Annotated in this window: 16 protein-coding genes, 1 tRNA gene and 1 other RNA gene; 9 read left to right on the top strand and 9 right to left on the bottom strand. The window is 71.6% G+C overall.

Going from position 1 to position 19,109, the window contains the following annotated elements:
• Positions 1 to 89: 89 nt before the first annotated feature.
• The 6 genes from ACYU96_RS16320 to ACYU96_RS16295 all read left to right on the top strand — a co-directional run bounded on the left by ACYU96_RS16320 (position 90) and on the right by ACYU96_RS16295 (position 6,179).
• Positions 90 to 1,367, top strand: a complete 1,278-nt coding sequence (locus ACYU96_RS16320) for a uracil-xanthine permease family protein (protein WP_460755734.1) — start codon at positions 90 to 92, stop codon at positions 1,365 to 1,367.
• A gap of 97 nt (positions 1,368 to 1,464) precedes the next feature.
• Positions 1,465 to 2,166: a TetR family transcriptional regulator gene (locus tag ACYU96_RS16315; RefSeq protein ID WP_460755732.1), complete on the top strand. Its 702-nt coding sequence runs from the start codon at positions 1,465 to 1,467 to the stop codon at positions 2,164 to 2,166.
• A 92-nt stretch (positions 2,167 to 2,258) separates the two neighbouring features.
• Positions 2,259 to 3,290 carry an ABC transporter ATP-binding protein gene (locus tag ACYU96_RS16310; protein ID WP_460755729.1) on the top strand — a complete coding sequence of 344 codons (1,032 nt, stop codon included), beginning with the start codon at positions 2,259 to 2,261 and terminating at the stop codon, positions 3,288 to 3,290.
• Positions 3,287 to 4,972: an ABC transporter permease gene (locus ACYU96_RS16305; protein ID WP_460755726.1), complete on the top strand. Its 1,686-nt coding sequence runs from the start codon at positions 3,287 to 3,289 to the stop codon at positions 4,970 to 4,972. The genes ACYU96_RS16310 and ACYU96_RS16305 overlap by 4 nt, the downstream gene beginning before the upstream one ends.
• Before the next feature lie 214 nt (positions 4,973 to 5,186).
• Positions 5,187 to 5,483, top strand: coding sequence for a type II toxin-antitoxin system VapB family antitoxin (locus tag ACYU96_RS16300; protein WP_344101268.1), 297 nt, complete (start codon positions 5,187 to 5,189; stop codon positions 5,481 to 5,483).
• A 9-nt stretch (positions 5,484 to 5,492) separates the two neighbouring features.
• A complete protein-coding gene (locus ACYU96_RS16295; RefSeq protein ID WP_460755723.1) occupies positions 5,493 to 6,179 on the top strand; it encodes a LytR C-terminal domain-containing protein in 687 nt (228 codons plus the stop codon).
• A 136-nt stretch (positions 6,180 to 6,315) separates the two neighbouring features.
• On the opposite strand, the gene ACYU96_RS16290 is transcribed toward ACYU96_RS16295, so the two are convergent.
• The gene (locus tag ACYU96_RS16290) at positions 6,316 to 7,326 is read right to left on the bottom strand and encodes a protein-L-isoaspartate O-methyltransferase family protein (protein ID WP_460755721.1); all 1,011 of its coding nucleotides are present in this window, start codon (positions 7,324 to 7,326) and stop codon (positions 6,316 to 6,318) included.
• 218 nt (positions 7,327 to 7,544) lie between these two features.
• Positions 7,545 to 7,629 (bottom strand) — tRNA-Ser (locus ACYU96_RS16285).
• A 190-nt stretch (positions 7,630 to 7,819) separates the two neighbouring features.
• Between ACYU96_RS16285 and ffs the strand changes: the two genes are divergently transcribed.
• An RNA gene (gene ffs, locus ACYU96_RS16280) (signal recognition particle sRNA small type) lies at positions 7,820 to 7,916 on the top strand.
• Positions 7,917 to 7,979: 63 nt separating this feature from the next.
• Here ffs and ACYU96_RS16275 read toward each other — a convergent pair.
• The 5 genes from ACYU96_RS16275 to ACYU96_RS16255 form a co-directional block, all read right to left on the bottom strand.
• Positions 7,980 to 10,526: a M14 family zinc carboxypeptidase gene (locus ACYU96_RS16275; protein ID WP_460755719.1), complete on the bottom strand. Its 2,547-nt coding sequence runs from the start codon at positions 10,524 to 10,526 to the stop codon at positions 7,980 to 7,982.
• 150 nt (positions 10,527 to 10,676) lie between these two features.
• Positions 10,677 to 11,480 (bottom strand): ABC transporter permease, encoded by an 804-nt coding sequence (locus ACYU96_RS16270; RefSeq protein ID WP_460755716.1) that lies wholly within the window; start codon positions 11,478 to 11,480, stop codon positions 10,677 to 10,679.
• Entirely contained in the window at positions 11,477 to 12,232 is a 756-nt protein-coding gene (locus ACYU96_RS16265) for an ABC transporter ATP-binding protein (RefSeq protein WP_460755715.1), read from the bottom strand. Before ACYU96_RS16265 ends, ACYU96_RS16270 begins: the two co-directional genes overlap by 4 nt.
• A complete protein-coding gene (locus ACYU96_RS16260; protein WP_460755712.1) occupies positions 12,229 to 12,681 on the bottom strand; it encodes a VOC family protein in 453 nt (150 codons plus the stop codon). Before ACYU96_RS16260 ends, ACYU96_RS16265 begins: the two co-directional genes overlap by 4 nt.
• Before the next feature lie 180 nt (positions 12,682 to 12,861).
• Complete coding sequence (locus ACYU96_RS16255; RefSeq protein WP_460755709.1) at positions 12,862 to 14,550, bottom strand: HNH endonuclease signature motif containing protein; 1,689 nt, start codon at positions 14,548 to 14,550, stop codon at positions 12,862 to 12,864.
• A 209-nt stretch (positions 14,551 to 14,759) separates the two neighbouring features.
• Between ACYU96_RS16255 and ACYU96_RS16250 the strand changes: the two genes are divergently transcribed.
• Positions 14,760 to 15,377 (top strand): NADAR family protein, encoded by a 618-nt coding sequence (locus tag ACYU96_RS16250; protein WP_460755707.1) that lies wholly within the window; start codon positions 14,760 to 14,762, stop codon positions 15,375 to 15,377.
• Positions 15,362 to 15,574, top strand: a complete 213-nt coding sequence (locus tag ACYU96_RS16245; RefSeq protein WP_460755704.1) for a hypothetical protein — start codon at positions 15,362 to 15,364, stop codon at positions 15,572 to 15,574. The genes ACYU96_RS16250 and ACYU96_RS16245 overlap by 16 nt, the downstream gene beginning before the upstream one ends.
• Before the next feature lie 51 nt (positions 15,575 to 15,625).
• Here ACYU96_RS16245 and ACYU96_RS16240 read toward each other — a convergent pair whose 3' ends face one another.
• Both ACYU96_RS16240 and ACYU96_RS16235 read right to left on the bottom strand, forming a co-directional pair.
• On the bottom strand, positions 15,626 to 16,093 hold the full coding sequence (locus ACYU96_RS16240) for an NUDIX hydrolase (protein ID WP_460755701.1): 468 nt from the start codon (positions 16,091 to 16,093) through the stop codon (positions 15,626 to 15,628).
• Complete coding sequence (locus ACYU96_RS16235; protein ID WP_460755699.1) at positions 16,090 to 18,966, bottom strand: DNA polymerase III subunit gamma and tau; 2,877 nt, start codon at positions 18,964 to 18,966, stop codon at positions 16,090 to 16,092. Before ACYU96_RS16235 ends, ACYU96_RS16240 begins: the two co-directional genes overlap by 4 nt.
• Positions 18,967 to 19,109 lie beyond the last annotated feature (143 nt).

Raw genomic sequence — 19,109 nt, 5'->3', positions numbered from 1 at the left:
CCCGTGCCCGTCGTCGTGCACTACGCTCCGCTCCCGGACCTCAAGGACCGCCCCGACCGGCGGCACCTGCGACGAGAAATGGGACGATCATGAAGATCGGCTGGACGATGCACGGCGACGGTGCCCGGATCGCGCCCGGGGAGACCGTGGCGCCCGGGGAACGGCTGAGCTGGCCCCGCACCGTCGGGATCGGGCTGCAGCACGTGGTCGCGATGTTCGGCGCCACCTTCCTGGTGCCCGTGCTGACCGGGTTCGACCCGGCCACCACGCTGTTCTTCTCGGCGGTCGGCACGGCGGGCTTCCTGCTCATCACCGGCAACCGGCTGCCGAGCTACCTGGGCTCCAGCTTCGCGTTCATCGCGCCGATCTCGGCGGCGACGGCATCGGGCGGGCAGTCGGTGGCGGTGGGCGGCATCCTCGTGACGGGGCTGCTGCTGGCCGCGGTCGGCCTGGTGGTGCACCTGGCGGGCGCGCGGTGGATCGACGTCGTCATGCCGCCGGTGGTGACGGGCGTGATCGTGGCGCTCATCGGCCTGAACCTGGCGCCCGCGGCCTGGGGGTCCTGCGACGACGGCGGCGCATGTTCCGGCTTCCAGGCCTCGCCGCTGACAGCGGTCGTGACGCTGGCCTCGATCATCCTGGTCACGGTCCTCTTCAAGGGGATCCTCGGGCGCCTGTCGATCCTGCTCGGGGTCGTCGCGGGTTACGCGTTCGCCGCGCTGCGGGGCGAGGTCGACCTCGCGCCGGTCGGGGACGCCGCCTGGTTCGGTCTGCCGACCTTCACGGCACCGTCGTTCGATCCTGCGGTGCTCGGGCTGTTCGTCCCGGTCGTGCTCGTCCTGGTGGCGGAGAACGTGGGGCACGTGAAGTCGGTCGCGGCGATGACCGGCAAGAACCTCGACGGCGTCACCGGCCGTGCCCTGCTGGCCGACGGCGTCGCGACGACGTTCGCAGGCCTGGGCGGCGGCTCGGGGACGACGACGTACGCGGAGAACATCGGCGTCATGGCTGCCACGCGCGTCTACTCGACGGCGGCCTACTGGGTCGCGGCCGCCGGCGCGCTGGTGCTGAGCCTGTCGCCCAAGTTCGGCGCGGCCGTCAACTCCGTGCCGGACGGCGTCCTCGGCGGGGTCACCACGTTGCTCTACGGCATGATCGGCATCCTCGGTGCGCGGATCTGGGTGCAGAACCGCGTGGACTTCTCCGACCCGGTCAACCTCACCACCGCGGCGGTACCGCTCGTCGTGGGCATCGCGAACTACACGTGGGTGGCGGGCGACCTCCGCTTCGAGGGCATCGCCCTCGGCGCGGCGTCGGCCCTGCTGATCTACCACGGCATGCGTCTGGTCAGCCGGTTGCGCGGATAGCAGGCTCCGGCGGCTCGCGGCGGTCCGTCCGCACGACACGGTCCGCCGGGACCGTTCGACCGAAAAGTCTTCCCTTGCGGCTGAACGCGTGTGTAGCATGTTGAACGTGCGTTCAGCAGAAGTGCGCCCTCCCGGGCAGGACGGGACGCCCGCCGTGGATCGGACCGCGCGGGCGCGCATTCGTGACGCCGCGATGCTGCGGTTCGCCACCAGCGGTTTCGGCGCGTCGGTCCGCGTGATCGCCCAGGACGCCGGAGTCAGCCCGGGCCTGGTGATGCATCACTTCGGCTCGAAGGACGCGCTGCGCGAGGTGTGCGACGAGCACGTCCTCGCCCGGATCCGCGAACTGAAGAACGAGAACATCGACCACGCGGCAGGGGGCGGCACCTTCCTGCAGGTGTTCGCGGCCGCCGAGGGCAGCGCCCCGATCCTGGCCTACGTCCTGCGCTCCATGCAGGACGGCAGCGCCCTCGCCCAGGAGTTCATCGACCACATGATCGAGGACGCCGTGGCGTACACCGAGCACGCCGTGGCCGCGGGCCTGGCCGTGCCGAGCCGCGACGAAGCTGCCCGGGCGCGCTACCTGACGCTCTCCGGACTGGGGGCGCTGCTGCTCGAGGTCACCCTGGACCCGCCGGCGGACCCCGCGGACCTCATGGTGATCCTCAACAGGTTCCTGGAGCAGACCTACCTGCCCATGCTCGAGCTCTACACCGAGGGCTTCCTCACCACCCGCCGCATGCTCGACGACTACCTCCTGTACGTCGGCGACCCGCCGCACGGCGCGACGACGGCGTAGCACCTCCAGGTGCACGTCGTACCGCAAGAGCCGCGCACCGCGGCCCCTCCACTTCCGTGAACTGGGAACGACAACCAGAGAGCGAGCATCTGATGACCAACACTTCCTCCGGCGTGCCCGCGATCGAGATCGCGGGACTCCACAAGTCCTTCGGCTCGGTCAAGGCCCTCGACGACCTCGACCTCGTGGTCCCGGCCGGCGAGGTCGCCGGCTTCCTGGGCCCCAACGGCGCCGGCAAGTCCACCACGATCCGCGTCCTGCTCGGCCTGCTGCGCTCCGACGCCGGCACCGCGCGCATGTTCGGCCGCGACGTCTGGCGCGACGCCGTCGAGCTGCACAAGCACATCACCTACGTCCCGGGCGACGTCAGCCTGTGGCCCAACCTGACCGGCGGGGAGTGCATCGACTACCTCACCCGCCTGCGCGGCACCGCGGACAAGAAGGCGCTGCGCGCCCGCAAGGCCGAGCTCCTGGAGCGCTTCGAGCTCGACCCGCGCAAGCGGGCCCGCACCTACTCCAAGGGAAACCGGCAGAAGGTCGCCCTGGTCGCGGCCTTCCTGTCCGACGCCGAGCTGTACATCCTCGACGAGCCGACGTCCGGCCTGGACCCGCTGATGGAGTCGGTGTTCACCGAGTACATCCGCGAGGCCAAGGACGCCGGGCGTTCCGTGCTGCTGTCGAGCCACATCCTCAGCGAGGTCGAGAAGGTGTGCGACACCGTCACGATCATCCGCAACGGCACCGCCGTCGAGCACGGCACGCTCGACGAGCTCCGGCACCTGACGCGGTCCAGCGTGACCGCGGTGGTGGGCGGGAACCCGGCGCACCTGTCGGCGCTCGACGCGGTCAACGACCTGACCACGACGCCGGCCGACGACGGCACCCGGGTGGTGTTCGACGCCGACAACTCCGACATCGCCGACGTGCTCAAGGCTGTCTCGGCGCTCGACGTGCGCAGCATCACCATCACACCGCCGTCGCTGGAGGAGCTGTTCATGCGGCACTACGGCGACGTCATCGCGGACGACGAGGCCGCGGCCGAGACGGCCGTCGAGGAGGCGCCGGAAGGGCGTGCCGCGAGGAAGGCCGCCCAGCGCGCGGCGAAGAACGCGGGTGTGCGATGAGCGCGCCGGCCACGGCACCGGTCGCCGGGCCGGCGACGCCGCCGGACGTCCGGACCACCGGGTTCGGGTCTTCGCTGACCGGGGCCGGGCGGATGATCCGGTTCATCCTGCGCCGTGACCGGGTGCGGATCTTCTGGTGGTCGTTCAGCATCGTGCTGTTCTACGTGTACTTCATGGCCGCGCTCGGAACGTTCGACGCGGACGCGATGGCGGGCCGGGCGGCGCTCATGGAGACGCCCAGCGGGATCGCGATGGGAGGGCCCGGCTACGGCGTCGAGGACTACACACCCGAGCGCGCGGTGGCCAACGAGGGCATCACCTGGTGGGTGATCGCGCTCGGCATCATGAGCATCATGCACATGGTGCGGCACACCCGGACCGAGGAGGAGTCGGGCCGGTCCGAGCTGGTGCGGGCGAACGTCGTCGGCCGGCACGCACCGGCCGTCGCGGCGATCACCACCCTGACCCTCGTGAACGCGCTGATCGCGGTGCTCTCGGCGGGGATCCTCGTGGCGATGGGAGGGGAGTACGTGACCGTCGCCGACTCCTTCGCGCTGACCGGTGGCGTGGCCCTGGCGTCGATGGTGTTCGGCGTGGTCGCCTTCGTCTTCGCGCAGCTCACCGTGCACGGTCGTGGGGCTGTCGGGCTCAGCATGGCCGTGCTCGGCGCGGCGTTCTTCGCCCGGGCCGCCGGGGACATGATCGAGACGCACGGGAGCCCGTTGTCCTGGGCGTCCCCGTTCGCGTGGGCGCAGCAGATGCAGCCGTTCGTCGACCTGATCTGGTGGCCGGCGCTGCTGTCCCTGGCAGCGATCGTGCTCCTCCTGCTGCTGGGTTCGTCCCTGGCGTCGCGCCGGGACTTCGGCGGGGGCCTGCTCGCGGAGCGCGCCGGGCACGCGGACGCCGCGAGCTCGCTCGCCGGGCCGGTCGCCCTCGCGTGGCGGCAGCAGCGCTGGGCGCTCTTCTGGAGTGCGCTCGGCCTGGGGCTCATGTGGTTCGCGACCGGGACGATGCTCCCGGACATCGGCGACCTGATGAGCGACATGGTCGAGAGCAACCCGATGGTCGGGGCGCTCTTCGGGGACGACCCCGAGGGCTTCACCGCGGCGTTCCTGGGCATCATGCTCCTGTACGGCATGCTGTGCGTCGCCGCGTACGCGATCGTCATGGGCGGCCGCGCCAAGACTGAGGAGTCCGCCGGGCGTGTCGAGGTCGTGCTCGCCCGGCCCCTGGCGCGGTCCACCTGGTACGGGGCACAGCTCCTGGTCGCGGGCATCGGGACCGTGGTGCTGACGGCCGTCACGGTCTATGCGATGTGGGCCGGAGGCGTGGTGGTCGGCTCCGAGACGCCCACGTTCGGCGACTACACCGAGGTGTTCTGGCCGTACATCCCGGCGGTGCTCTGCTATCTCGGGTTCATCGCCGCCCTGTACGCCTGGTTCCCGAAGGCGACCGGACTGGGCTGGCTGCTGCTCGTGTACGGCTTCGTGATCGGCATGTTCGGGAACCTTCTCGAGGACCTGCCCGACGCGGCGAACTACCCCGACCCGATGTACTGGCTGCCGGCAGCGTTCGTCGACGGGCCCGAGCCCTCGCACATGATCGGCCTGGGTGTCGCGGTCGTCGTCCTGTTCGGGATCGCGTTCCTCGGCTTCCGGCGGCGGGACATCCCCTCCGCCTGAGACCGGGCACGACGGCGGTCGCGGGTCGCGCCTCCGGTGCGAGCGCACCCGCGACCGTCGTCGGCGGCCATCATGGCATCCGGCCTCCCGGTATGAACGCCCGGCGAGGTGTACCGGCAGATCATGTGGATACCGCACGGACTTTGCGTGATGTGACCGTTTCGATAGGCTGTTCCGTCCGCAAAGACCGTTGTCGAACTTTAGGATTTTATCCATGATCTTCAAGGCCGTCGGGGGCGGCCGGCCCTACCCCGACCATGGGCGCACCCGCACCCGGGACTGGGTCGACGTCCCTCCCCGGCAGGTCCGGCTCGATGAGCTCGTGACCACCAAGCGGACGCTGGACCTGGAAACTCTCCTCGCGGAGGACTCCACTTTCTACGGCGACCTGTTCGCGCACGTCGTCGAGTTCGAAGGCACGCTCTACCTCGAGGACGGACTGCATCGTGCAGTGCGCGCGGCGCTCCAGCAGCGCCCGGTGCTGCACGCGCGCGTCCTCACGATCGGATAGATTTTCTCCGTGACCGACCCTACTTCTCCTGACGAGGCACGTGCCGCGCGGCGACGCCACCAGCATGAGCGCCAGGCCGTGGTCTTCGGCGTGATCATCGCCTTCCTCGCGGTCTGCGGCATCTTCGCGCTGGCCATGTACACCGGCTCTCTCGTCGGCCCGTTCCAGCGGGACTTCACGGTGGTGGGCGTCTCGCAGCAGGAAGAGGTGCCCGCGCCGTGCCTGCCGCAGGTGGAGGGGCAGCCCGACGGCGCGCTGCCGCTCCCTGCCGCCGAGATCGAGGTGAACTCGCTGAACGCCTCGGAGGCCCAGGGCGTGGCGAAGGCCTTCGAGGAGGAGCTCGTCCGGCGGGGTTTCACCGTCCTCGAGCTGGGCACCATGCCCGAGGACAACCGCCTCGAGGACTCGGAGCTGCGCTTCGGGACGAAGGGGATCGTGCCCGCCTACACGCTCGCGGCGCAGTTCCCGTCGATGCGCATGGTTCTGGACGATCGCGCGGGGCGGAAGGTCGACCTGCTCATCGGGGAGAAGTACGACAGGCCAGTCGACGAGGAGGACGTGCCCGCGCCGGAGCTGCCGCTGGAGAACGTCGACAACTGTGTACCGGCCGACGAGATCACCCCGAAGAAGCGGGTCCTGTCGCTGGAGATGGAAGCGCTGGAAGCAGAGAGCACCGAGGCCGCGGGCGAGAGCTGAGGTGTGGGGCGCGGACCGGGGCGTGCGGCGAACGCACCGGACATGACGAAGGGCCTTGCTTGCGGTCGAGTGCGGTCAGCCTGCGGAGGTCGATCCGGCTGTCCCTGGGCTTGGGTAGCACGGGTCGGAGCCTCGTTCAGTCCGTGATGATGCGGACTGTCCATCCATCGTCGCTGGCTTCGATGGTCCCCATCACGTCGTTCCAGCCAGGACGTCCGGCGGTACGCCATTCACCTACCCATGCTTTCAGGACCCCAGAGGCGTCACCCTCCGTAGTGCTGGTGACGAGTTCCGTCGGCGTGAGGAAGGCGGCGCTGTCGGGAGTCGATGCGCCGATGGCCCTGTACCGGTCCGAGAGCCCTGCGGTGGCGAGGTTTGCCGGCAGGGTCGCGTAGAGCCACGCGGAAAGGTCCTGGAGGGACTCGTCGGCGTGCAGCATGGTGGGCTCGGTGGTGGTGGAGCGGCGGAGCTGGTCGATGCGCTTCTGGGCGTCGCCCGATGAGCCGTGCAGGTCCACGCTGCTGATCCACCAGGGTTCGGCGTTGTCGGGGATGTAGAACGCGTCGACGTATCGGATGGGGAGGCCGAAGTTCGTGACGGGTTCGGGGTGCATCTCGATGTAGCTGCCAGGCCGGATCGTGGTGACGGCAAGTGTCCCTCCCGTGACGGTGATGGTGCTGATGGCGTTGGCGGTGGCCAGTGGTGCGATCTTGACTGGGGCGACGATGACGGCGTCGTCGGCGATCTGCTCGGTCCATGGAGCGGGGATGAGGTGCGGTGTGGCCCAGGCGATGACCCGGTCGTACGGAGCGCCTGGGGCGTGTCCGGCGTAGCCGTCCCCGCACGTCACGGTCGCGTTGGTGACGCCAGCTCTGGCAAGGCGTTCCTGTGCGCGGGGCACGAGGTCGGCGAAGACCTCGACGGAGTGCACCGATCCTGCAGCGCCGACCAAGCGTGACAGGAGCGCGGTGGTGTAGCCCGAGCCGGTCCCGATTTCCAGGACCCGCTGTCCCGGGGCGACGTCGAGGTCCGTGAGCATCCGCTCGATGGAGGCGACGGCGGAGGACTGCGGGAGTTTCGAACCGTCGGGCTCGGTGACGAAGTGGTCGTAGTCGACGGCGGCGACGGCAGCGGGGACAGAGGTCATCGGGACTCCATACGTGGGGGTGGGAAAGATGGTCAGGGTCTTGGCGAGTACGCCGTCTGACCTGCTCCGATGTGCTTGCCGCTGTGACTATCCACGTACTGGTCTCATGCTGTCTGTAGCGCATCCCAGCGTACAGGTGCCAACTGAACAGACAGCCCGGAAACCGCGCCGTTGCAACGAAAAACCCCGGGACCACGAGGGTCCCGGGGCTTCCAGAGCGGAGGATGGGGGATTCGAACCCCCGAGGGCGTGAACCCAACACGCTTTCCAAGCGTGCGCCATAGGCCACTAGGCGAATCCTCCTCGCACCCGTGGGTGCACCGGCAAGTTCAGGCGAACACGTACCTGCGACGGCCTGACGAGGATACCGGACCGAACGGCCTGGAGCCGAATCGAAACGGCGTTGCGCAGGTGTGACGTAGTCGGTCGCCTGCGAGACTGCGGTAGCTGCCGCCCGATTCGGGATTCCGGGACGGCCTCGGTTAGGGTGTGGGCAGACCCCTCGTGCGGCACCACCTCGCCGAACTCCCCCAGGGCCGGAAGGCAGCAAGGGTAAGTGAGCTCTGGTGGGTGTGCGAGGGGTCCTTGCTGTCCCCGTGCCGCTGCGGGCCGTCCCGGGTAGGCCGCCGGGACCCGTCGCACACCCTCCGGGATCAGCTTCCGCCGATGGTGATCGTCGCCTCCGAGTACTCCTCGCCGTCGCCCTCGGGGTCGTAGCCGTCCGACACGTTGCCCGCGGCGTCGACCGCGAACCAGCTGATCGTGGTGGTCTCGGTGATGGTCAGGGACTCGATCCCCTGCCGCGGCCCCTCGAGCTCCAGGCGCTCGGAGGCGTACGTCGGTCGTGAGCCGTCGAGCGTGTAGTAGACGTCGGCGGCCTCGCTGATCTCCCACGTGACATCCACCGGCTCCGGGTACGTACCGTCGTCGGGGGTGAGCTCGGCCGTCGGCTCGACGTCGTCCGCGCTGTACAGGCGCGCGACCTCGAGGATGCCCAGCCAGCCGTTGGAGAACTCCATGGCCTCCTCGTGGCCCTCCGCGTACGGCGGGGTGAACCCGACCGACTCCCACGAGCTGCCGTTCCAGCGCGGGGCGCCGGCCTCGAAGGACCAGGAGTACACGCCGTAGTTGTAGTAGAACTCGTCAGCGCTGTTGCCGGCGGCCGAGTACAGGACGTCGGCGATCGGGCCGACGCGGCTCGGCCACAGCACGGTGCCGCGGTGCTCCTCGATCCGGTTGAGGATCAGGTCCGACGCGTCGTAGAAGAACTCCTCGGTGCCCATGCTGGGACGCTCGTTGGTCTCGCGGCCCGCCGCCTTGTACGAGCCCGGCGCCCACATGAAGTACCCGCCGTGCGTGTGGGTGTTCATGGAGAACTTGATGTTCGGGTGGTTCTCGACGAGCCAGACCTCGTTGCGTGCCTCCGGCTCCGACAGGGGCTCCGGCCCGGCGAAGACCTCGCTCGTGCAGACGGTCGACGCGCCCGTGTACCCCTCGGAGATGCTGCCCGCCCGGAAGTTCCGGTTGATGTCCACGCCCCAGGAGTTCCGGGCGTTCGCGTCCGACGTGCCGTCGGCCGGGCAGTGGTTGGTCAGGTTCTTGCGCTGGAACGTGAAGTCGTGCATCGAGTAGTGGGCACCGTCCGGGTTCGTGACCGGCAGGAGGAAGATATCCAGGTCGTCGACCATGTCGGCGATCGCGGTGCTGGACTCGTAGTTGCGCAGCAGGCGCTCGGCCGTCTCGAGCGCGGTGATCGGCGTGACCCACTCGCGGGCATGCTCCTGCGAGTACAGGTAGACGCCGGTCCGGGACCCGTCCCGGTGCTTGCCGATGCGCAGCACCTTCATCGTGGACGGGCCGCGCTCCACGCTGTCCGGCGCGCTGAGGAAGTCGCTCAGGCCGGCCGGGCCGGACGTCCGAACGGTTCCCGCGCCCGCGTTGCCGCGGTAGGTCTGGGCCGTGACGGGCGCGTCGGAGGCGTTGATCGCGTCGACGACGTCGGCCGCGGTGCTCACCAGTGTGCCGTCGTCGTCCGTGGCCAGGGAGACCGTGATGTCGGTGCCGTCGGTCGTGACGTCGAGCGGGCTGCCGGGGGTACCCGGGTCGGCGTACTCGACGGTGAGGGCGTTGCCGCCCTCGTGGCCCCAGTTGTCGGACGTCACGTTGACGGCGGCGTTCGCCGGGACACCGCTGGTCAGGTGCATCGCCTTGCGCTGGTAGCCGCCGGTCGGCTCCGGCAGCTCCACGATCTCGGCGAGGTCCGGGAACTCCGCCGCGAGGGATTCGATGCGCTCGTACGCCTCGGTCGGGTCCACGTAGTGGTCGACGAAGCCGGTGGCGATGTCGCTCCAGTCGCCCGGGGCGCCCGGGCCCTCGGGCAGCTCGCCGTCGAGGTACTCGGTGAAGGCGGTCTCCTCGGTCGCGACGACCTCGCCGTCGACGGTGCTGGTCACGCGCATCCGGGCGGGGACGTCGTCGACCGGCCGCGGGCTGCCGAGGGTGTGGTACATGTACTGGCCTGCGTCCTGGAACCGGGAGAGCGTGAAGGTCCCGCCGTCGCCGATCTCCGTGCCCTCGCCGGCGTCGATCGCCACGTCGAGGACCACGCCGGAGGACGCTGAACCGGCTTGGGACCAGACCTCGACCTCGATGAAGTCGCCCTGCGCGTCGTCGAGCCACGCGGCGCGCTGGATGCGCAGCTCGTCGCCGTCCGCCAGGGCCTCGGACTCCGCGTCGGCGGCCGCCGCGGCGGACGACTTCTGCTCCTCGGCGAGCGCGTCCGCCTCGTCCTGGGTGAGGACCGGGTCGCCCGTGCGGAAGCCGAGCTCGTTCATCGCCGCCTGCTCCGACGGCGTCAGGTAGGCGTCCACGCGCAGCCCGAGCGGGACGACGTCGACCGCCTCGTTGAGATCTGCGCCCGTGGCGACCAGGTCGTCGAGGGCGTCCCGGTCGGGGACGGTGACCGGTACGACCTCGACCGGCTCGGGGCCGTCCGGGACGATGCCGGTGTCCGCCGCGCGCGTGGCGTCCGCGAGGGACGTCCCCTGGGGCGGCGCCGGGGTGCCCGGCGCGCCGGTCGCGGTCAGCGGGACCAGGAGCGTGCCGGTCAGGACGGTCGCGCCGAGTGCCGCGGCGGCGGCACGGGCGATGGTTCGGGGCGTCCTTGTGGGACGAGCCGTGTGTGAGCGGATGGGCGTCACGGGGAACCTCCGAGTCGTGGCGCCCGAGGCGTGCGGGTGCACGGCCGAGCGCCTTCGCTGGGAACGGTATGACCGTAGCGCGAAGAATGTCCGGTGGCGAGGAGGTCGCGGGAGATGTTTACCGGGTGGAAACGGAACGTCGCCGAGACCTCAGACGTCGTCCAGCCGTCGCCATGCGCGGACGGTGACGGCCGCGCCGACGGGCGCGACCGCCGCGGCCAGGAGAAGGTGCGGCGGCCCGACGGCGGACGCTGCTTCCGGGCCACCCATCTCCGTCCACAGCGACGGCGCCGCGTACGGGAACCACGGCCCGCCGCCGAGCGTCGTGACGATCTGCGTCACGACGACCACGCCGATCAGCACGCCGACGGTGCCCAGCGGGCTGCGCGTGAGCGTCGCGACCCAGCCGAACGGGAGCGTGAGCCCTGCCGTGAGCAGCCCGGACACGAGGGCGAGGCCCGCGCGGGACCCGACGCCGCCGTCGAACGGTTCGCCCGTCGCGGCGCAGACCAGGGCGGACGCCGCGAGCGTCAGGCCGACGACGGCGACCACGCAGCCGGCCATCCACACCAGGTGGACCAGCAGCTTGGCGAGCGCGACCGAGGCGCGCGAGGTGGTCATCCCGGTACGGGCACCGGCCAGGCCCGCGGCGATCTCCTGGCCGAACGTTGAGGCCATCGCGAACCCGCCGGCCATGAGGAGGGCGACGGAGAGGATCTGCGCGGCCACGAGCAGGTGGGTCTCGGCGAGCGGGCCCGTCGCGTACGGGGTGAGCTTGGCCGCGGTGACCGATGCCGACGTCTCGGCCCGGGCCAGCGCGACCGCGCCGATCGACCCGCCGGGGATCACCAGCAGGAGGAGAGGCGTTGCCAGACGGGCGATCGTGGAGCGGGTGAGCAGGAGCCACTCCGTCTCCCAGGCGGCAGGGAAGCCGGCGGCCGGGAAGGTGTTCATCGGGTGGCCTCCGGATCCTGGTCGGTGTCGGCGGGGGAGCGTGTGTCGGCGTCGTGCACGAGGGCGAAGAAGCGGTGCTCCAGGTCCGCGCCGCCCGGTTCGAGGGCGCCGACGACGCGCCCGTCGTGCACCACGACGATCCGGTCCGCCACCCGTGAGACCTCGTCCAGGTGGTGGCTGGAGACCAGGATCGCCGCGCCGCGCGTGGCGAGCTCGCGGATCAGGTCGCGCACCACGACCACGCCACGCGGGTCGAGCGCGCTCGTGGGCTCGTCGAGCACGACTGCCTCGGGGGCGTGGACGGTGGCGCACGCGATTCCGAGGCGCTGGCGGTTGCCCTGGGAGAGGGTGCGGGCCCGGGCGTCGGCCCACGGTTCCAGCGCGAGCCGCGCGACGGCGGTCGTGGTGGCGTCGGCCGCGGCGGTGCGGGCGAGTCCGTGGAGGCGGGCGGCCGCGTGGACGTTCTCCGTGCTGGTGAGGTCCGGGTGGGCGAGCGAGGCGTCGATGAGGTGGCCGAAGCGACGTGTCGTGTGTCCGGGCAGGTGAGCCGGGTTGTGGCCGAGGATCTCGGCGGTACCGCCGTCGGGGCGGAGACGGCCCGCGAGGACGCGCATCGCCGTCGTCTTGCCGGCTCCGTTGAAGCCGATCATCGCGACGACCTCGCCCGGGTGGACGGCGATGGAGAAGCCGTCGAGGGACCGGCGGGCGCCGAAGGAATGGGTGACGCGGTGGAGGCGGAGGGCGGGGGTCATGAGACCGAGGTCGTGCCGAGGGCGGGACCGTCGGACGCGGGAGCGTCGGGTGGCGCGTCGTCCGCGACGATCTCCACCTCGTAGCCGTCGTCGTTCTCGAGGTAGGCGGCGTAGTGGTCCGGGCCGCCGGCGAACGGGTGCTTGTCGCGGAACAGGAGGGACCAGCCGTGCGAGGGGGCATCGGCGACGAGGCTGTCCACCTCGGCCCGGGTTCCGCCGCGGAACGCGAGGTGGTTCAGGCCGGGCCGCCGGCGGTCGTGGAGCGGGCTCGTCAGGGCGGGGCTCTGCTCGACCACGACATACGTGCCGCCGAGGATCCAGCTCGCACCGCCCGTCCAGCGCTGGTGCTCGGAGTAGCCGAGGGCGGTCAGGAGCCAGCCCCAGGCGTCCTCACCCCGGGACAGGTCGGGGACCCAGAGCTCGACATGATGCAGCGCTCCGCGACTCATGGGCACATCCTTACAGGTCGTGGTCGGATGCGGCACAAAGCCCCCGGATGGCGCGTGATCTCGCCAGATCCGTCCGGGTGGGAGATCCGTCCGGACGGGCCGCCCGGGCCGCCGACGTTGCGCAGGAAGGGCGCATCAGGCGTGATCGGCGGACGCCGACGGTCTTTGTCCGTGCGGGCGTCAGAAGGGTGGTTTCTCTGGCGCGTCCGGACGGGTGCCCTGCACTCCTTGGTGCGGCAGGTCCTCCCCGGGGCTCCCGTACCTCTCGTGTCTCTGGTTGTCGTCGAGATCGTGGCTGTCGTCGGGGTTGCGGAGGCTGGCATCGTCCCCGTCGAAGGGACAGGGTCCTGGTGCGGGCGGCGCGGCAAGCCGGGCGTTCACGTACTCCTTGAAGCTGGTGGGCTCGGGGTCGGCGCTGGTGGGCGTCTTGAGGTAGTGGCGGCCGGTGGGCGCGGTCCAGCACGTGATCCCGGTTGCGGAATCACGGTGCACCTGCCAGCCGTACCGCGTCTTGAGCCGGTGATGGGTGCGGCACAGGGCGTGGAGGTTGTCGGCGCGTGTCTGTCCCGGATCGCCGGGCACGGGCGCGCGGCGAGCGTCGTAGGGGTCGATGTGGTCGAGGTCGCACCATCGTGCATCGGTCTGGCAGCCAGGTCCCCGGCAGGTGGCGTCCCGGAGGCGCACCGCGTCGGCCAAGGCCTTGGGCGGTCGATATGCGCGGGTGGAGTAGTCGAGGAGGATGCCGGTGACCGGATCGGTGACCAGCCGGGTCCACGTGGAGTCCGAGTCGAAGGCGACCCGGGCGGCGGTGATGGCGCTGACCGGGCCGAACCCGTCCAGCTGCGCGGCTCCGCCAGGGAGGTCGGTCTCGGAGCCGGGCTGCGGTGCGTCGACTTCTGGAGCCACGACTTCTGGAGCCACGGCGCCTGGCGCGTCGGCGTCCGGAGCGTCGTTCGTGGCCGCCGCTCGGCCGAACGGCGGGGTTCGGCCGTCGAGGCTGCGCAGGGCGTCCATGGGTACGGTGACGCGCACGACCGGGCGGGTCGGGGTGAGCCGCACGGTCGGCCACCTCTCGCCCTGGTGGTCGTCGTCCAGGTCGTCGTCCAGGTCGCGGTGTTCGGGAACGAGGCGACCGGTCACGATGGAGGTCAGCACGTCCGCGCGGAGCTGGCCCAGCGTGCGCGTGTCCTCGGTGCGGCGCAGCTGCTGAGCGAGGTCGTCGACCACGCCCCACACCGCGGCAGAGTCCACTGCGGGCAGGAATGCGGTCACGGTGCCCATCTCGTCCTCGCAGACATCGTGGAACACCGCCCGCGACTCCGCGGCCGCCTTGCGTTCCCTTCCCGGATCCAGGGTGCGAGCGAGCTTGCGCATCTCGTTCGCGAGCCACGCCGCCGACCGCTCGGGGGCGATCGGCAGCAGCCGTTCGATGGCTTCGGCCCGCTGCGGGTCGGTCAGGGACCGTCCGGCGAGCAGCAGGGCATCCGCACGCGGTGCGTCGATGCGTCCCGTGCTCAGGTGGTCGATCACTGCCGGATGGTGCAGGCCCGCGGCAGCGCGCACCGTGATCACCCGTGCGGTCCTGCGGGTCTCGCGCAGCTCGCCGGACACCATCGTGGTCGTCTCCTCGAACCCGGTGAACCCCTGCGAACGGCGCGTCAGCTCGCCCGCCGCACGGGCTTGGACGCCTGCGACCCAGCCCGCGAGGCTCGCCGCGGTGCGCACCATGCCGGCCAGCACGTCATCGGGCAGGTCGGCGATGTGCTCCGCGAGGGCGTCCAGAGCCGTGCCTGCCGTGGCCGGCCGGGCGTGCTCCAGGCCAGAACGGGATATCTCAACCAGCCGTGTGATTCGCGAACCATCCTGCACCGTTCCACCGCCTCTCTCCGGCCGGCTGTCCGGCCGCTTCGCTCTGGTGTTCGACGATACAGAGCACATGCATCAGCCGCTACCGAGGATCCGGATCTGTGTATAAACAGGGTTATGCACAACCTTGTGTCGGCGTCGACGCCCTCGAAGTCCGCACCTGCCCCGCACAGATGACCGCCCCGCACCGCCGCACTGCGATACTTCCGCCCATGATCAGCGCCGTTGCCGCCCGAACCGTGGACGAGCTCGTCACGCACATCGCATCCGGCGCTCCGGTCAAGTACCTGCACTTCTGGGGCCACCGGCCTGAGGCGGACGGTGTCCTCGGTCGGGGTTGCCTGAGCCAGTGGTGGCCGTCGCCCTTCACCGTCGACGGGACCACCTACCGGACCGCCGAGCACTGGATGATGGCGGAGAAGGCCCGTCTGTTCCAGGACGCCGAGGCCGAGCGAGCCGCGGTCGAGGCTGCGAACCCGGCGCTCGCGAAGGCCGCCGGCCGAACGGTGCGCGGGTTCGAGGACGCGGCGTGGGAGCGGGAACGCTTCGACGTCGTCGTGCGCGGGAGCGTCCACAAGTTCTCGTCGGCTCCTGACCTGCGGACCTACCTGCTCAACACCCGGGAACGCGTGCTGGTCGAGGCAAGCCCGCGGGACCGGATCTGGGGCATCGGAATGGGCGCGCGCCATGAGAACGCCGAGAACCCGAGCGGCTGGCGAGGGCGCAACCTGCTCGGCTTCGCCCTGATGGAGGCACGGGCACGGCTCCAGGGAGAGGCGGGTACCCCACAGGACGCCGACCCGACGGTGGACTCATGGCGAACACCCTGATGCCCGGCCGGCTCAAGCGCGCGTTCGCCGTGCCGAACGCGCTCTACCGGAACCGGCTCCTGATGCCGGTCGCCCAGCTGTTGCTGGGCAAGCTGGCCGGGTTCGAGTACCGCACGCTGACGACGACCGAGGCCGGCTCGTCGACGTCCTGCCGATGGTCGCGCTCCGTCCGGTCTGACACTCGCCGTCGGGCCTGACGCTCGCCGCTCCGTCCGGCATGGCCACCCGTCGACCCGGTGGCCGGTGCCTCAGGGCACCGGTGGTCGCGTCGCGTCTGCGGCCCAGGCGCCGCCGGTCTCAGCCTCGTACCCGTGCCAGACGGCAAGGAGGCTGAGACTGAGGGGCGCGATCGGATGCGGCGTCACCGGCGCGGCCGGGTCGATCCACGTCAGCTCTTCGAGCTCAGCCTGCGCTCGCGGCCGCTCGCCCGGCGCCAGCCGGATCACGAACGCGTGGGCGTCGACGTCGTGGCCGGGCTCGTTCGCGGCCGGCGCCGCGAAACGCCCGAAGGGGCCGGCCCGCTCCGGGGCGAGCGTGAGCCCGACCTCCTCCTCGACCTCGCGCAGCAGGGCGGGCAGCGGCTCCTCGCCGGGCTCGATCTTGCCTCCCACCTGCATGTACGACGTCGTGCCGCGCTTGCGGACCAGCAGGTGGCGTCCGTCCGCGCCAATCACGACCGCCGCGACGATCCGCAGTGTGGTCAGCGGTTCCGTCACGACTGCTCGACCTGCTCGTCGATGACCGTGCCGCCGAGGATCTGCACGACCAGCGGTACCCCCACGAGCCCGTTCCCCCCGGCCTCGAGGTCCGGGTCGTCGGCCGAGAGCTCGTCGTAGGAGGCCGCGCCCGTGACCGAGACGGAGCCCGCTCCGCTCGTGGTGGTGCGGGCTGCGTCCGGGTCGCGCGGGGCCTGCGCCCGCCGCAGTGCTTCCCGGGCGCGTTCGGCACCGGTCAGACGGGCTGCTGCCTTCGGGGTCGCGTAGACGGACTCGGGAACCGGGGGAGGCGTGGGCGCGCGGCCGGTGCTGGGTTCGAGGTCGTCGTCGTAGCCTGGCGGCGGCTCGGGGACCGGTTCGGGGTCCGGCGTCGGACTCCACCGGGGTGCCGATGCGGCACGGGACGACGACGGAGCGGGCGCCGATGCCACCGCGGTGCGCTCCGCCACGGCGACCGCGCCGGGCACGCTCCCGCCGGCAGCCGCGACCTGGCTCCGAGCCGTGCCACTGCCGCCCGCGCCGCCGCCGCCCGCGCCGCCGGTACTGCGGTGGCCGCCCGCGTTCCGGCCGTGGGCTGCGCCCGCGCTGTCGCTGCCGGACGTGCTGCTCTCGCCGCCCGCGCTCCCGGTCGCCTGACCGCCCGGGACCGGCACCTCGGGCCAGCCGTTGGTCTCGTCGGGCGTGGCGACTCCGGTCGAGGCTGTCTCGCCGCGGGAAGCCGGTGCACGTGCGGTCCGGCCGTTGCTGCCCGCCCCGGCGGGTGCCTCCGCCCGCGGCCCGCCCGTGCCGCTCGGACCCGCTGTGCCGCTCTGCCTGGCCGGACCCGCGGAACCGCCGCCGCGCACGGACGGGTCCGCGGAGCGGCCCTCGGGCCCGCCGGAAGCACCGTCAGGGCTGCTGGGCCCACCGGAACCGCCCGAGCCGCTCTCCGGTCCGGCGCCGCCGCCCGGCCCAGCCCCGCCGCCCGGCCCGTCGGCGGGGCCCGGCCCGTCGCCGACGATCCCTTCCACCTTCACCTGGATCCCCAGGGTCTGATAGACGGCATCCTCCACCGCGCCGGTGTGCCGAGGGTTGGAGAACGCCCGGGCAAGCCCGTCCGCACGGAAGGCCAGCTTCAGCATCCCTCCGTCAAGGCTCGCGACCTGCGCGTTCTGTCCGACGAGCGACCACGTCACCCGCGCCGCGGACAGCGTCTCGAGCACCTCGGGCCAACGTCGCCGCACCTCCTCGGTGGTCATCGCCCCGCTGCCCGGCGTCGCCCCGGGGCCCGGGACCACCGCGTCGGGCGCGGGGGCCGCCGCAGGCACGGACACCCGCTCGTCCTTCGACACCGCCCGCTGCGACCGAGGCGCGACGGTCTGCGAGCCGGTGTCCTGCGACTCGTCCGCTTGCTGTGATCCGCCCGCGTGCGGTGTCTCGCCCGCGTCCTGGGCCGTCTCCGCGTCCTGAGGCTCCGCCGGTTCCGGCGTCACCGCCGACTCCGCCGTGCCGCCCGTCGCCTTGGCCTGCTCCGTGGCGGCCCCGCTCGCGTGCGCGGAGACCGCGCCGTCGCCAGCCCGCGCGGGAGCCGCGACTCCGTCCGCGGGCGCGCCCTTCTTCGCCCGGTTGGCCTCCACCACCGCCCGCGCGGCCGCCGCTCCCGTCAGCCCGCCGCCCACGTCGCCGACGGCCGCAGGTTCGGCGCCGACGGCACCCTGCGCCGCGATCCCCCCGCGCTCCAGGCGGTCGATGCGTGCGGCCAGCCCGGCGGCGCCGTCGTCGGCACCCGGCAGAAGGAGCCGCGCGCACAGCAGCTCCAGGTGCAGGCGCGGCGACGTCGCGCCCGTCATCTCGGTCAGCGCCATGTTGACCAGGTCGGCGGCGCGGGACAGCTCGGCCACGCCGAGGCGCCCTGCCTGCGCCCGCATGCGCTCGAGCTGGTCGGCGGGGAGGTCGCGCAGCACGGCGTCGGCGGCATCCCCGGAGACGCCGATGACGATGAGGTCGCGCAGCCGTTCCAGCACGTCCTCGACGAACCGCCGCGGCTCGTGCCCGGTCGCGATGATCTGGTCCACCACCCGGAAGATCGACGCCCCGTCCCGCGCCGCCAGCGCGTCCACGACATCGTCGAGCAGGGTGGCGTGCGTGTAGCCGAGCAGGCCGACCGCCAGGTCGTAGCCGACCTCGCCGCCCGAAGCGCCGGCGATCAGCTGGTCCATCACCGACAGCGAGTCCCGCACCGACCCGCCGCCTGCCCGCGTCACCAGGGGGAGTACGCCCGAGCCGACCTGGACGTCCTCCGCGCTGCACAGCTTCTCCAGGTACGGCGACAGCACGTCCGGCGGCACGAGCCGGAACGGGTAGTGGTGCGTGCGCGACCGGATCGTGCCGATCACCTTGTCCGGCTCCGTCGTCGCGAAGACGAACTTGATGTGCGGGGGCGGCTCCTCGACGATCTTCAGCAGCGCGTTGAAGCCCTGCGGCGTCACCATGTGCGCCTCGTCGAGGATGAAGATCTTGAACCGGTCTCGCGCGGGGGCGAAGGTGGCGCGTTCGCGCAGGTCCCGCGCATCGTCGACGCCGTTGTGGCTCGCCGCGTCGATCTCCACGACGTCGAGCGAACCGGAACCGCCGCGCGCGAGCTCCACGCACGAGTCGCACTCGCCGCACGGGGTGTCGAGCGGTGTCTCGGGAGTGTTGCGACGACAGTTCAGCGTGCGCGCGAGGATCCTGGCCGACGTCGTCTTGCCGCACCCGCGCGGTCCGCTGAACAGGTAGGCGTGGTTGACCCGGCCGCTGCGTAACGCCTGCATGAGCGGTCCCGTCACGTGCTCCTGGCCGATCATCTCGGCGAACGTGTCGGGCCGGTAGCGGCGATACAAGGCGGTGGTCACGCGAGCAACGATAGACGGGGACACCGACACTGACGAAGGGGGCCGCCGCATCGGCACGCACCGCCGGTCTCGGCAGCGGAGGTCACCTCGATGCCCGGTAGGACGTTCCGCGCGGAGGATCCGGCCGGCATCGCAGATCCTTT

It is taken from the genome of Myceligenerans cantabricum (genome assembly GCF_054777735.1).
Note: the sequence above shows the minus strand (reverse complement) of the source record. Positions and strands in the feature narration are given on the sequence as shown.

Bases quoted from the DNA above. Each gene is read 5' to 3' on its own strand.
- ACYU96_RS16305 (WP_460755726.1), top strand. From the start codon at position 3,287: ATGAGCGCGCCGGCCACGGCACCGGTCGCCGGGCCGGCGACGCCGCCG.
- ACYU96_RS16310 (WP_460755729.1), top strand. From the start codon at position 2,259: ATGACCAACACTTCCTCCGGCGTGCCCGCGATCGAGATCGCGGGACTC.
- ACYU96_RS16320 (WP_460755734.1), top strand. From the start codon at position 90: ATGAAGATCGGCTGGACGATGCACGGCGACGGTGCCCGGATCGCGCCC.
- ACYU96_RS16270 (WP_460755716.1), bottom strand. From the start codon at position 11,480: ATGAACACCTTCCCGGCCGCCGGCTTCCCTGCCGCCTGGGAGACGGAG.
- ACYU96_RS16315 (WP_460755732.1), top strand. From the start codon at position 1,465: ATGTTGAACGTGCGTTCAGCAGAAGTGCGCCCTCCCGGGCAGGACGGG.
- ACYU96_RS16245 (WP_460755704.1), top strand. From the start codon at position 15,362: ATGGCGAACACCCTGATGCCCGGCCGGCTCAAGCGCGCGTTCGCCGTG.
- ACYU96_RS16265 (WP_460755715.1), bottom strand. From the start codon at position 12,232: ATGACCCCCGCCCTCCGCCTCCACCGCGTCACCCATTCCTTCGGCGCC.
- ACYU96_RS16300 (WP_344101268.1), top strand. From the start codon at position 5,187: ATGATCTTCAAGGCCGTCGGGGGCGGCCGGCCCTACCCCGACCATGGG.
- ACYU96_RS16250 (WP_460755707.1), top strand. From the start codon at position 14,760: ATGATCAGCGCCGTTGCCGCCCGAACCGTGGACGAGCTCGTCACGCAC.
- ACYU96_RS16290 (WP_460755721.1), bottom strand. From the start codon at position 7,326: ATGACCTCTGTCCCCGCTGCCGTCGCCGCCGTCGACTACGACCACTTC.
- ACYU96_RS16260 (WP_460755712.1), bottom strand. From the start codon at position 12,681: ATGAGTCGCGGAGCGCTGCATCATGTCGAGCTCTGGGTCCCCGACCTG.